The 13,944-nt window shown below is 33.1% G+C and carries 11 protein-coding genes; 4 read left to right on the top strand and 7 right to left on the bottom strand.

Going from position 1 to position 13,944, the window contains the following annotated elements; translation table 11 throughout:
• Positions 1-39 precede the first annotated feature (39 nt).
• Entirely contained in the window at positions 40-579 is a 540-nt protein-coding gene (locus J418_RS0113085; protein ID WP_017752957.1) for a helix-turn-helix domain-containing protein, read from the top strand.
• A 78-nt stretch (positions 580-657) separates the two neighbouring features.
• Here the strand turns inward: J418_RS0113085 and J418_RS0113080 are convergent, their stop codons facing one another.
• Positions 658-3,282 carry a cation-translocating P-type ATPase gene (locus J418_RS0113080; protein WP_017895842.1) on the bottom strand — a complete coding sequence of 875 codons (2,625 nt, stop codon included), beginning with the start codon at positions 3,280-3,282 and terminating at the stop codon, positions 658-660.
• Between the two features lie 355 nt (positions 3,283-3,637).
• Between J418_RS0113080 and J418_RS15715 the strand changes: the two genes are divergently transcribed.
• From J418_RS15715 to J418_RS0113065, 3 genes are all read left to right on the top strand, one after another.
• Positions 3,638-4,543: a helix-turn-helix domain-containing protein gene (locus J418_RS15715; RefSeq protein WP_017895841.1), complete on the top strand. Its 906-nt coding sequence runs from the start codon at positions 3,638-3,640 to the stop codon at positions 4,541-4,543.
• 143 nt (positions 4,544-4,686) lie between these two features.
• On the top strand, positions 4,687-5,253 hold the full coding sequence (locus J418_RS0113070; RefSeq protein WP_017895840.1) for a TetR/AcrR family transcriptional regulator: 567 nt from the start codon (positions 4,687-4,689) through the stop codon (positions 5,251-5,253).
• Positions 5,254-5,329: 76 nt separating this feature from the next.
• A complete protein-coding gene (locus tag J418_RS0113065; RefSeq protein WP_017752251.1) occupies positions 5,330-6,739 on the top strand; it encodes an MDR family MFS transporter in 1,410 nt (469 codons plus the stop codon).
• 344 nt (positions 6,740-7,083) lie between these two features.
• Here J418_RS0113065 and J418_RS0113055 read toward each other — a convergent pair whose 3' ends face one another.
• From J418_RS0113055 to J418_RS0113030, 6 genes are all read right to left on the bottom strand, one after another.
• Entirely contained in the window at positions 7,084-8,058 is a 975-nt protein-coding gene (locus J418_RS0113055) for a dipeptidase (RefSeq protein WP_017752253.1), read from the bottom strand.
• A gap of 31 nt (positions 8,059-8,089) precedes the next feature.
• A complete protein-coding gene (locus tag J418_RS0113050; RefSeq protein WP_017752254.1) occupies positions 8,090-8,842 on the bottom strand; it encodes an ABC transporter ATP-binding protein in 753 nt (250 codons plus the stop codon).
• Positions 8,842-9,801 (bottom strand): ABC transporter ATP-binding protein, encoded by a 960-nt coding sequence (locus J418_RS0113045; RefSeq protein WP_017895838.1) that lies wholly within the window; start codon positions 9,799-9,801, stop codon positions 8,842-8,844. Before J418_RS0113045 ends, J418_RS0113050 begins: the two co-directional genes overlap by 1 nt.
• Before the next feature lie 12 nt (positions 9,802-9,813).
• Complete coding sequence (locus J418_RS0113040; RefSeq protein ID WP_017752256.1) at positions 9,814-10,701, bottom strand: ABC transporter permease; 888 nt, start codon at positions 10,699-10,701, stop codon at positions 9,814-9,816.
• 15 nt (positions 10,702-10,716) lie between these two features.
• Positions 10,717-11,721 carry an ABC transporter permease gene (locus tag J418_RS0113035; protein ID WP_017752257.1) on the bottom strand — a complete coding sequence of 335 codons (1,005 nt, stop codon included), beginning with the start codon at positions 11,719-11,721 and terminating at the stop codon, positions 10,717-10,719.
• 86 nt (positions 11,722-11,807) lie between these two features.
• The gene (locus tag J418_RS0113030) at positions 11,808-13,373 is read right to left on the bottom strand and encodes an ABC transporter substrate-binding protein (RefSeq protein WP_017895837.1); all 1,566 of its coding nucleotides are present in this window, start codon (positions 13,371-13,373) and stop codon (positions 11,808-11,810) included.
• Positions 13,374-13,944: the final 571 nt, after the last annotated feature.

Genomic DNA, 13,944 nt, shown 5'->3' with positions numbered 1-13,944 from the left:
ATTTCTTACTTGAAATTGTGAAAGGAATGGTTATATTCCATGAATATAGGAGAAAAAGTTAAAGAATTGCGCAATAAAAGAGGTTTAACACTGAAAGACATGTCTGAGAAAACCGGATTGTCTACTGGATTTCTTTCGCAATTTGAACGCGGTATAACAACAATTGCAGTAGAACATCTGTACAATATTTCCCGTGTACTTAATGTGAAGATCAATTATTTTTTTGACGATGAAGAAAAAGAACTGGTCATAAGAAGTTATGAACAGTCCTCCATCCACCAATTAAATAAAACCATATATAAAAGTCTAAGTCGTTATCCTGAGGATAAAATGATTTCCCCTGAACTAGTTGAACTTTTACCAAAAGAAGACCATCAATATCCAGAGGTCTATGCCCATAATGGAGAGGAGTTCGTCTATGTTTTAGAGGGAATACTAACATTGATAATTGATGATAAAATATTAAAGATGTATCCCGGTGATTCCGCCCATTATCTATCCACCCAAAAACACAACTGGGACAATAGAACTAATAAAGTGGTAAAATTTATTACTGTTCATTATCCCAAAAATATCTGATTTTTTGTATTGAAAAAGCAGATGAAATTTCTTCACTCTGCTTTTTTAATTTACTTTTTTACCACGGGGCCTGACCCCCTATAAGTTTTTGCCATGGGGTCTGACCCCACCCATAAGTTTTGAAATCTGTATCAATACAAATGTCATAAAAGAGAACAACACTATAGTTCCAACCTGCTTCAAATTCAGATTACTGATTTCAAATACAGCCTTCAGTGGAGGTAGGAACAATACCATACTTAAAAGTGCGACTCCCAATCCAAAAGCAAACCATACATATTTATTTGAGAACAATCCAATTTTAAATATGGACTCTCTGGATCTGCAGTTAAATCCATGAAACAATCTGGACAGGCACAGTGTTGAAAATGCCATGGTACTTGCCAGCATGTGATCTCCCGTTTTCAATCCAGTGTAAAAAGCGAGTATGGTAAATGCAGCGATTATAAGACCTTCAATCAGTATTCCCTTTCCAAAAGCCTTTGTCAAAATAGGTGTATTTATATTTCTAGGCTTTTCCTTCATTACATTGTCCTTGTAAGATTCCAATCCAAGTGCAATTGCTGGAAGACTATCTGTAACAAGGTTTATAAACAAGAGATGAGCTGGAGTAAATGGTATAGGCAATGCAGCCAGTGAAGTATAAAGTACCGCCATTATTCCTGCCGTATTCCCAGATAGTAGAAATTTAATGGAGTTCTTTATGTTGTTGTATATATTTCTTCCGCTGCAAATAGATTTTACTATAGTTGCAAAATTATCATCCATAAGCACCATTGAAGCTGCATCCTTGGAAACTTCCGTACCCGTTATTCCCATTGCTATTCCTATATCTGCCTGTTTTAGGGCAGGAGCATCATTTACACCGTCTCCGGTCATGGCAACTATATTGTCCTTTTCCTGCCATGCTTTTACTATTCTTATCTTGTGTTCCGGAGATACTCTTGCGTAGACAGATACTTTGTCCACTTTTTCCTTAAGCTCCTCATCGCTTAAATTATCAAGTTCATATCCTTCAACAGCTTCATCTTTGTCTTTTAAAATTCCTATTTCCCTTGCAATTGCAGAAGCTGTAATTTTATGGTCACCAGTTATCATCACTGTCCTTATTCCCGCTTTTATACAGCTTGAAATAGCCCTGGCAGATTCTTCTCTCGGAGGGTCCATCATAGCTGTCAGTGCCACAAATACCAGATCATTTTCCTGATTTAAATCCAACTCGGTTTTGTCAATATCTATTTCCTTATATGTTACAGCCAGTACCCTCAATCCAGTTTTTGAAAAATCTTCATTTGCCCTTTCTATTCTACTCTTGCCCTCTTCTGTTATATCCATGATTCCACTGGAAGTCTGTATCTTTGAAATTCTGTCTATGAGTACATCAGGTGCCCCTTTTGTTACCATCAACGTCCTGTCCTTTACTCTGTGGACAGTACTCATGATTTTTCTTTCTGAATCAAAAGGAATTTCACCTATTCTAGAATATTCTTTTCTAAGTGACAGTTCATCCATATTGTAAATTTCGCCAAGATCCACCAGGGCAATCTCAGTTGGATCCCCTATCTTTTCTCCATACGTAGTAGATGCATCATTACACAATATTCCCATAAGCACAGCTTGTTTTTCTACTTCATTTTCTAGATTCAACTCTGTGGAATTCAATACTTTATTGTCTGTATAGAGTTTTTTTACAGTCATCTTGTTCTGCGTAAGAGTCCCGGTTTTATCTGAACATATTACAGATACACTTCCAAGTCCCTCAACGGCTTTAAGCTTTTTCACAATTGCATTTTCCCTGGCCATCTTTTGAGTACCAAGTGCCAGTACTATTGTAACAATGGAACTTAGGGCCTCTGGAATAGCCGCTACCGCAAGTGCTATTGAGAACATTATGGAATCCATAACCGGATATCCTCTAAATACATCCAGAATGAAAATCAGAACACATATTATCAATATTAAAATTGAGAGTTTTTTGCTGAAGTTATCCAGATTCACTTGAAGAGGTGTTTTCTTCTCTTCAGTATTTTTTAAAAGTGAAGCTACCTTTCCAAGTTCTGTTTTCATGCCTGTACCGGTTACAACTATAACTGCCCTGCCGTATGTTACAAGACTTCCTGAGAAGAGCATGTTCTTTCTGTCCCCTATAGCTGCATTGTCACCTTCTATTATGTCCTGGGTTTTTGATACATTTTCCGACTCACCTGTAAGAGAACTTTCATTTACCTGAATGCTGTAATTTTCTATAATTCTGCCATCGGCACTTATATAGTCACCAGCTTCAAGATATAGAATATCACCTACAACAACTTCCCTTGATGGTATTTCCACCTGAATTCCATTTCGCAGTACTTTTGCAGTAGGTGCAGAAAGTGCCTTTAAACTCTTCAAGGATTTTTCAGCTTTCACCTGCTGAACCGTACCTAAAATTGAATTGAGGATTATAACTGCAAATATAACCATGGCACTTTCAAAATTACCTGTAAATATGGACACTGTAGCAGCTACTATCAGTATAACTATGAGTAGATCCTTGAACTGCTCCATGAAAATTTGGAATATACTCTTTTTATGTCCTTCACATAATTCGTTGTATCCATATTGCTGCTGCCTCTTTTCCACTTCAGAATCATTTAAGCCCTTTGAAGAAACTTTTAAAATATCCAGTACTTCCGGAATGGATTTTCCATAAAACTTTTTCAATACAACCACCACCTTATAAAAATAAATAAAGACCTTCAATATAATTCCAGACAGAATCTGAAATTATATTAAAAGTCTTATAACCAATCAATTGGTATACAATGCCAGATTAGAAAACTAATCGTAATGTTGACATTATATTTGCAATTACTCCCTTTTAATATATCACATGTTTTATATGACAATATAATATAGTATTTTATACTGTTTGTCAATATTTATTTATATAGAAATTAACTATCGGTTAATTTTTATGTATAATAATTAACTTCAGCTCCATTGGTACATTGCTAATAATACTATATAATAAAATCTATAGATTTCTATAAATTTTGTATAAAGTGGTGTATAGCAAATGGATAAATTAAAAATAGGTGAAGTAATATTTAAACTAAGAAAGAAAAAAGGCCTTACCCAGGATGAGTTAGGAAATTTTATCGGAGTATCCACTGCAGCTGTATCAAAATGGGAAAGTGGAAGTTCATATCCGGATATAACCCTTCTTCCTGTACTTGCATCATTTTTTAATATTTCAATAGATGAACTTTTATCCTATAATACTGAGCTGTCAGATGATAAAGTTATAGAAATATCCAAAGAATGTGAATCACTATTTACAGGTAAAGACATTTCAAGCGCAATAGAAAAAAGCAGGGAATATATAGAGCAATACAGATCAAGTTATTATTTGAAGTCTGAAATAGGAAGGTTGTTCTATCTATATTGTTGGAAAATAGATGATAATGGTAGAGTCAGGGAAATGATAGACTATTCTATAAAATTATTTGAAGATACAGTAAACAACTGCAGTAAGATTAACTTGGTTGAAAAATCACTGTATCAACTGAGCAGCCTGTATTCTTCAATTGGCCAATATGATAAAGCTATAGACGCTTTAAACAAAATTCACAATAATAAATTAAATATAAATCTCATGCTTTCAATTGTATATATAAAGAAAAATAATATAAAAAAGGCTAGAAAAATCCTACAAGGAGAACTATGGAAAAACATTTTTGAAAACAGTACTATTTGTATGGCACTGGCAAATTCCTATTTGCACTGTGAAAAAGATATTAATATAATAGAAAGATACTTAAATCTCTGTATAAGCAACAAAAAACTGTTCTCTCCCGAATGCGGCAACGTATTGGGACTTCACATAGAATACATGAATTTTGCACAGGTTTATCTGCAATTCGGCGAAAATGAAAAAGCACTGGATATGCTTCATAAGTGGAGGATAGACTTCAGTCAATAATATAAACAAACCAAAGGATTTCAAAAACATATGGTGCTTTAAAATTCATCATACCATATTTGTATTGACATAAAATCTAATTTATAATATTCTATTATATAGACCAGTTGTTATAATATTATTTTATTGAAAGGATACAAACTATGAATTCCAAAAATAACTCAAGGGAAAAAATACTTAATGCTGCCACTAAATTTTTTCAAGCCAACGGCTTCAATGGCACCGGGTTAAATGAAATCTTAAAAGAAAGCAAATCACCCAAAGGTTCACTCTATTATTACTTTCCCGAAGGGAAAGAACAGTTGGCTTTGGAGGCAATTCAGCTGGCTAGCACGTCCATAGTAAAAAAGGTAAAAAATACTCTAAGTAAACATACTGATCCCGTTAAAGCCATAAAATATTTGATAAACAATATAATAAACGACTTGAAACAAGAAAATAAGCTTCAGGATATTTCTATAAGCCTGATAGCTTTAGAAACCTATTCCTCAAATGAACGTTTAAGGAAAGCTTGTAAAGACGCATTTACAGCTTTAAGCAATGTATACACTGACAAATTAATTGAAAGTGGTTTTCCAGAACAAAGAGCTGAAGAATTAGGTATGACTATCGAAATAATGATTGAAGGAGCTATCACCATTTGTGTTACAAGAAACGATACTGCCCCACTTTCCACAATCAGCAATAGTATGGATATTTTGTTGTCCTAAATTAATATCCCTGCTATTGATTTTTAATTCTTATATACAGACTGGTCTAAATATTGAAAGGAGTACAATATATATCATGCAGCAAGGAAATTATATACAAACCAAAAAATACAATACAAAAATTATAATGTTTACACTTCTTCTTGGAAGTTTTATAGCACTTTTTAATGAAACCATATTAAACATAGCTTTTCCAAAATTGATGATGGAAATGAATGTAGGTGCTACAACAGTACAATGGCTTACTACCGGCTATGTACTTGTAATTGCAATTTTAATGCCTGTTACAGCATTCCTCATGAATACTTATACAACCAAAAAATTATTTATGGCAGCCATCACATTGTTCCTGATTGGAACTGTATGTGCATTTTTCTCTGCGTCATTCCCCCTACTGCTCATATCTAGAATTATACAAGCACTTGGTACAAGCATGTTGATACCAATTTTGATGAATACGGCCCTTATAATAAACCCTCCGGAAAAACGTGGTGCGGTAATGGGTGCATGTGTATGCGTAATATCATTGGGACCTGCATTCGGCCCTACTTTTTCAGGCATATTATTGCAATATTTTTCATGGCATATACTGTTTTTAATTTTAATCCCAGTTTTAGTGTTATGCCTGATTTTAGGTAATATATTCCTGGAAAATGTAAATACAATAACCAAACCAAAGATAGATTATCTGTCCGTTTTATTGTCAGCTATAGGCATTGGATGTATTATATACTCCATAAGTTCCATATCCAATACAAATATAGCTGTTATTTTAGCAATATTTATAATCGGTATAATATCGACGGCACTTTTCTGCAGAAGGCAATCATCATTGGAACAGCCTATGCTGCAAATAAAATCATTTAAGCACCCTGTATTTACAAGAAGTGTAATATTGATAGTAATTGTTCAAATGCTGCAGTTCTCAATGAATATAGTGTTACCTATGGTTTTTGAAAATGGATTTAAAGCATCAACTTTGATAACCGGAATTATTCTACTTCCTGCAACCCTTCTATATTCATTTTTATCGCCTGTATCCGGAAAATTATATGACAATATCGGCGGAAAAATAATAATTCCCTGTGGAGTTTTACTGGCATGTATTTCAATTTTTATACTATCCACTATCACAAAATCAAATTCTATTTTGGCAGCAATTATTTTATACTGCTTAATATGTGTAGGAACATCCATGGCTGCATCAAATACACAGACAACCGCGCTTAACCAACTGCCAGGCAAATTCAGGGCAGATGGAATTGCAATCATAAACACCCTTATGCAAATAGCCGGCTGTTTGGGTTCTGCCATATTTTTGGGAATCATGTCGTCTTATGAAAACAAATATTTGGCAGTCTCCCCTAATAAAATAGATGCAGCATTCCACGGGTTTAATTATTCCCTCAAATTTGCAGGCATTATATTCATAATTGGATTCATAATATCATTAACTCTGAAATACAATACTAAAAAAGATAGTTAGAGTTATGATTTTCTAATTTTAAGACGTCACATTTATTATCCATGACATATATATTAACTTTCTTTAGAGCATCGGCATTCAGCATTCCTCTGTGCAGAATGCCAAATTAGCCTCTGCACTGGTATCCCTTATCACTTATGTTTATTCCCCTTTCACCTTCAAGTTTCTTTGTATTGCCTGTCTTTACATAATATTTCACTGCTATTTTCCGGGAAATAATTGAAACTTTGAATCGAATATTGAAAAATATAGTAAAATCTGGCTATTAGGTACAGAACTGAATCATATGCACTACAAATTTGGAAGCATAATATAAATTTATGCTTCCAATTATTTTAGTAAGTTTATAAAATATTCTTAACTATACGTTCCATATTTTTATAAGATATTTTTTCCAGATCCTCTTTACTATATCCTCTTTTACTTAAAATGTTTAATAAGTTAGGTATTTTAGAAGCATATTCAATCCCTGGAGTCCCTATATATTTTTCATTTTGAAATGATGAGAGGGTTTTTGGATCTAGATAATCTCCAAAATCGAATCCAAAACCTACATGGTCTATTCCAATCAAGTTTGCTATATAATCTATGTGATTTGCCAACTTCTCGGCAGATGGACTTTCTTTATCAATAAAATCTCCCCATGAATTAACCCCTATAACACCATCTCTTTCCCCTACAGCCTTAATCTGATCATCTCTTAAATTTCTAGGTGAACTGCATAAATTATATACATTGGAATGTGACGCTATAAAAGGTTTAGTTGTATTTTCATATACATCCCAAAATGTTTTTTCATTTGCATGGGAAACATCAATTATCATTCCCAGCTTTTCCATTCTATTTACAACTTCTACTCCCAATTTTGTGAGGCCTCTATCTTTATGTGCACTCCCCACTCCTGTAGCAAATTCATTTTCCCTATTCCACGTAAGCATAGCATGTCTTGCTCCAAATCTATATAGAGTATCTATTAGGCTTACATCATTTTTAAAACCATCTATGCCTTCTAAACCAATTATTATCGCAAGCTTGTCTTTTTTATTTAATTCAATTAAATCATCATACTTATATACAACTCCGGCATAGTCAGACATATCCCCTATTTCTTCTGAAACGGCCCCCATAATTTCCATCATTCTCCATGTACAATCTTTGTCAAAATATAGAGGTTCAATCCATATACCCAGGATTGAAGCTGATACATGCCCTTCTTTCAGCTGATCCATATGATAATTTTTTATAATATTCTTTTCACCTTCTAATCTTCTTACAGTAACATCTGTGAATATATCAGAATGTGCATCAAAGGCTTTCATTCTATACCTACCTCCATATAAGTGATTATAATTAATCCAATATACTTGAAATTAATTTTTTTGTGTAATTGTGTTTAGGTGCATTAAATACTTCACTTGAATCTCCCATTTCAACGAATTCACCTTTATATAATACCCCGACTCTATTACTTATATATCTAACTACAGCCATATTATGTGAGATAAATAAATAAGTCATATTCCTTTCCTTTTGGATATCTTTTAAAAGGTTCAGGATTTGTGCTTGAACAGATACATCGAGAGCAGAAGTTGGTTCGTCCAAAATCAACACTTCAGGATCAGTAATTATTGCCCTTGCAACTGCTATTCTCTGTCTCTGGCCTCCTGAAAACTCATGGGGATACCTGTCCAAATGTTGTTCCTGCAGCCCAACACTTTTTATAAGTTTAACAAGATTTTCTTTTGAACCTTTTTCATCCCTGACTTTTTTGGGAAATGTTAAAAGAGGCTCCAATATAATCTTCCTTATTGTCATTCTAGGGTCTAAAGAAGAACGAGGATCCTGAAATACAATTTGTATGTTCCCAAATTTTCCACAATCATATTTATTTTTCTTCCACAATTCCCTGTCCTTAAAGGCTACATTTCCAGATGAAGGAGAATGTATTCCTACTATTATATTCGCAATTGTAGATTTACCTGACCCTGATTCTCCAACCAGTCCAAAAGTTTCACCTTTATAAAGATTAAAAGACACCCCTTTAAGTGCAGTAAATTTTCCAAACACTTTTTTCAATTGTTTGATTTCCAATATACTCTCCATTATTTTTCAACCTCCCAGCAATAAACAAAATGATCACTAGAAATTTTCTTTTTAGTTGGAACCTTCTGGCTGCATATCTTTCCTTTCTTCATACACCTTGAATAAAATATACAACCCTTAGGCCTAAATCTAAGATCCGGAACTTCTCCTTTTATCTCCTGAAGTCTCATATTCGAATCAACTTTATCTGGAAGTGCATTTAAAAGTGCAGCTGTGTAAGGATTCTTTGGATTCTTAAGTACTTCATCAGTATTTCCCTTCTCCAAAATTTTACCTCCATACATGACACAGACTTTATCACTTACAGATCTTACAACACTAAAATCATGTGTTATCAATAAAATTGCCGTATTACGCTTGCTGACAAGTTCCTTCATCAGATTTAATATTTCAGCTTGAATAGTAACGTCAAGAGCTGTCGTAGGTTCATCTGCAATAAGAAGTTTGGGCTCATTTGACATGGCAAGAGAAATAACTATTCTCTGCCTCATTCCTCCAGAAAGTTCATAAGGATATTTATTGGCTATTTCATCAGGATTATCAAAGTGAACATCTTTCAAATTATTTATCATTATTTCATGTGCTTTTTCTTTGGATACCCCTGAGTTTTGAATTATTACATTTAAAAGTTGTTTTCCAACCTTCATTGTAGGATGCAGTGCCGTCATAGGTTCTTGAAAAACCATTCCAATTTTTTTACCTCTATATTCACGTATTTCTTTTTTATTTAATTTCAAGAGATCAGTATCTTCAAACAGTATCTTTCCACTTTCCACATTTGAATTTTCATCAAGAATTCCAAGTATTGAATATGCTGATACAGATTTTCCTGATCCCGATTCCCCTACTATGGATAATATCTCACCATTGTCTATAGAAAAGGACACATTATCAAGTACATTAACTTTTCCCTCAAACGTATCAAAAGATATGGATAAATTTTCTACATTTAGCAACAAAACATTTCACTCCTATCTTGAAGATTTAGGATCAAGTATATCCCTCAAACCATCACCTATTAAATTGAATCCTGTGGAAGCCAAAAATACTGCAATTCCAGGAAATGTAGGATACCACCATTGCTCAAGCATATACTTGAATCCTGTACTTATCATTGTGCCCCACTCAGGAGTTGGCGGTTTTGCACCAAGTCCCAAAAACCCAAGAGTAGCAACAAGCAAAATAGTATCTCCTAGATCCAAAGTAAGCTGAATAATTATTGGAGTTATAACATTTGGGATAATATGCCTGAATATGACATATAAATTTGATAATCCAAAAGTCCTGGCAGCCTTTACGTATAGATTGTTCTTTACAACTAATGCTTCACCTCTGGACAGACGGACATATACTGGGATTTTTACAATAGCTATAGCCAACATAACATTAAATAAACTTGCACCTAATGTTGCAGCTAGAACCATTGCCAATATCAGTGTAGGGAATGCTAAAATCATATCCATTATCCTCATAACTACCTGGTCTACATATCCGCCAAAATATCCACAAACAGATCCAATAAACACTCCTATAACACCAGCCATTACAACCACACTTATTCCAGTTGTAAGTGATATCCGTGTTCCATAAATGACTCGTGTTAAAATATCCCTCCCAACTTCATCTGTTCCAAACAAATGTTTTAAACTCGGTTCTTGAAATCTGTCCAATACGTTCATTTCAGTGGGATTATATGAACTTATATATGGTGCAAAAATAGCTAAAAGTGCCATTATTACTATTATAGAAAGTCCTAATATAGTCATTGGGTTTTTTCTTATCTTATATAAGAGCAAACTTTTATTTTTCTTCATATGTTTTTCTTCTATTACATTACCTGATTCCAATTCTAATTTCATAAATTCATACACCTCCTAACCTCTAATTTGTGGATTTAGGATCATATAGAGAATATCTACTATTAGATTTATCACCATATATCCAATTACAATTACAACAGTAAATCCCATTATAGATGGAAAATCTAAAAATGAAATCGAATCAACCACATATTTTCCCATTCCAGGCCAGTTAAAAACAGTTTCCGTTACTACAGCTCCTCCTAAAAGCCCTCCAAGAGAAAGTCCAACAACTGTTATAGTAGGTACCAGGGCATTTCTAAGTGCATAAGATACAATTAGAAATTTTTCTTTAATTCCATTTGCTCTTGCTGTTTTTATATATTCCTGGTTTAATACCTCAATCATACTGGACCTTACCTGCCTGGTAATTGTTGCAAGCTGAGCATAGGATAACACTAAGGCCGGCAGTATAATATGCCTTAAACTATCCTTGAATACTCCTAAGTTTCCTGTAAGCAAACTATCTATGGTTATAAGTCCAGTAATTTTCGTATTAAATGTCATACCCAAAGCCAATCTTCCTGAAGAAGGTAATAAATTTAATTTTGAATAAAATATCAGTATGAGAATGATTCCCCCCCAAAATGCTGGTATAGAAACACCTCCTATGCAAAAAATCCTTCCTAAATAATCTGTTACTGTATTTTGTTTGAGGCTGGTTAATACTCCCAAAGGGATTCCAACTACAAGTGCTATTAGGAATGCATATAAAACCAATTCCAAAGTAGCTGGAAAATAAGCGGCCAAATCTGATACGACCGGCTGCTGCGTTCTTATAGATGTACCCAGATCACCGGATAAAAGATTTTTCATATATATTAAATACTGAACTAATACAGGTTTATCCAATCCAAGCTGTTTTCTCACATTTATAAGTGTTTCATTGGATGCTCTTTGCCCAACCATCATTCTAGCAGGATCCCCTGGAATTATGTGAGATAAAAGAAATACTATTAATGTAACTCCGAAAATAACTAATATCATCATTAAGAGTCTTCTTATTATAATTTTTTTCATATACTCTATTTCCTCCTATATGCCGAATGGAATCCATTCAAATATTTAACAACTTATCCTCCCAGAGGGAAGATAAGTCAATTAAGTTACTGTTTACTCATTTCATCTAAATTATATACACCTTCCAACATTGGATTATACACAAATCCTTTTATGTCCTTATTTATAGGAAGCATGAAATCCTTCTGATACAGATATATATATGGAGCATCCTCTATAACTATCTTTTGTGCCTGTTTGTATAAATTTTCACGTTGAGTCTGATCAGTTATTGAACCGGCTTTTCTGACTAAACTATCTACTTGAGGATTAACATAGAAAGCTCTATTTCCTGCAAGCCCCTGGTTATTTGAATCAAACCAGTAATTCATAAACATATATGGGTCTGCATAGTCAGGGCTCCATACTCCCATTGCCAGATCAAATTTTCCAGAATCAAGCATATCCCTCATAGTTGCATATGCTACTTTACTTAAATTTACTTTCACACCAATATCCTTTAAATTACCCTGTACAACTAAAGCTTCCTGTTCCCAATTAGGGAATCTATCAGAATACAATAAAGTTAGCTGTAGATTATTTACACCCGCTTCTTTTAAAAGCGCCTTTGCTTTCGCTACATTTCTCGTATACTTAAATGCGGATTCATTGTATCCCCATAGTCCCTTTGGTACAGGACTTGCAAGTGGGGTTGCATATCCATGCATTACTTTATCGATTATGGAATTATAATCAATTCCATAGTTTATTGCCTGTCTAACTTTTGGATTCTTAAGTGCAGGATTAGCTTTGGTGCAATTTATATAAACATAATCAACCAAAAGGCTAGGTTTTTTCACAATGGAGATATTGGAATTGCTCTTAAGCTTCTCTATTTGATCCAAGTCTATTCCCTCTGCTATATCTGAATCTCCCTTTTCAAGTTCAAGTCTTGCAGCTGACGGATCTGAAACCAATTTGAAATATACTTCCTTAAGAGACGGTTTTTTAGAATAATTAGGATTCAATGTTAGTTTCAAATAAGCACCTTTTTTCCATTCTGCAAGCTGATAAGGACCACTTCCATCAGTATGATTGGCTAAATAGTTCTGAGCTTTATCACCATCTTTTTCATGGCTCATAACTTTAGGATTTATTATACTTCCATAGTTTGTAGCAAGTGTAGATAAAAATTGTGGAAATTCCCCACTTAAAACAAATTGCACTGTATATTTATCCGGTGTATTAATACTCTTTATAATCTTATAAATATCATAGGGTCCCTTTTTAATATCCAGTATTCTTTGAAAAGAAAATCTAACAGCCTCAGAAGTAACTTCTGTACCATCTACAAATTTGTGACCCTTATCCAGATGAAAAGTCCATGTAAGTCCATCACCGCTTTTCTCCCATTTACTAGCAAGTGAAGGTTTTATATTTGTAGATCCGCCATCAAATTTTACCAATCTTTCATATGCAGGATAAGTAATTTTTACAGCCATATTATCCATTGTACCTCCTGGATCCAAAGTTCCCATATCACCATTGATAGCTACTGTCAATTTACTCTTGTCTGATGAACTGGAACTATTTCCATTACTTGCATTGCCACATCCAACTGCCATCATTGATAAACAAATTCCTAAAAAAATTGCACAAAATTTTTTATACATTTTATTATTGTCCCCCTCTTTATTTAATATTTTAATTCACAATATATTGAAATATCATAATATATGCATATCACTTATTGTTATTTTCTGAATATTTTTGAAATACATCATCATATATTTTTCCATAATGTGTTTTTTGAGTGTTATTTTAATACTTGTTATCTTAAATAGTTGTTTTTATTAATTTAATAATTATATTCGTATATTTTTTATATTTGTGTTATATGTATGCGTATTTTTTATTAATTTTTCAATATAACTAAATATTATATTATCAAATGATCTTTTTCAACATTTTTTTTAAGTTCTGTATAATTTATTTTTTATTATGATTTTTACAAAAATATTTAATTTATTTTATTATATATTCCGAATTTTTTTGCTTTAATAAATTTTTATAATATTACATAAAATACCTTAAGCTTACTATAAACGAATATACTAATCTATATATAATATATAATTCGGTAATTTTGTGATAATACTGAAGTAAAATCAAATCAGTATTTGCAATAGTCAAATGATAATTACATGGAATGTTTAATTTTATACAATTTAAAATTTGAGTGCA

The organism is Clostridium tyrobutyricum DSM 2637 = ATCC 25755 = JCM 11008, assembly GCF_000359585.1.
Taxonomy (GTDB): Bacteria; Bacillota; Clostridia; order Clostridiales; family Clostridiaceae; genus Clostridium_B; species Clostridium_B tyrobutyricum.
The sequence above is the reverse complement of the archived record's forward strand: the minus strand, read 5'-3'. Positions and strand labels throughout refer to the sequence as shown.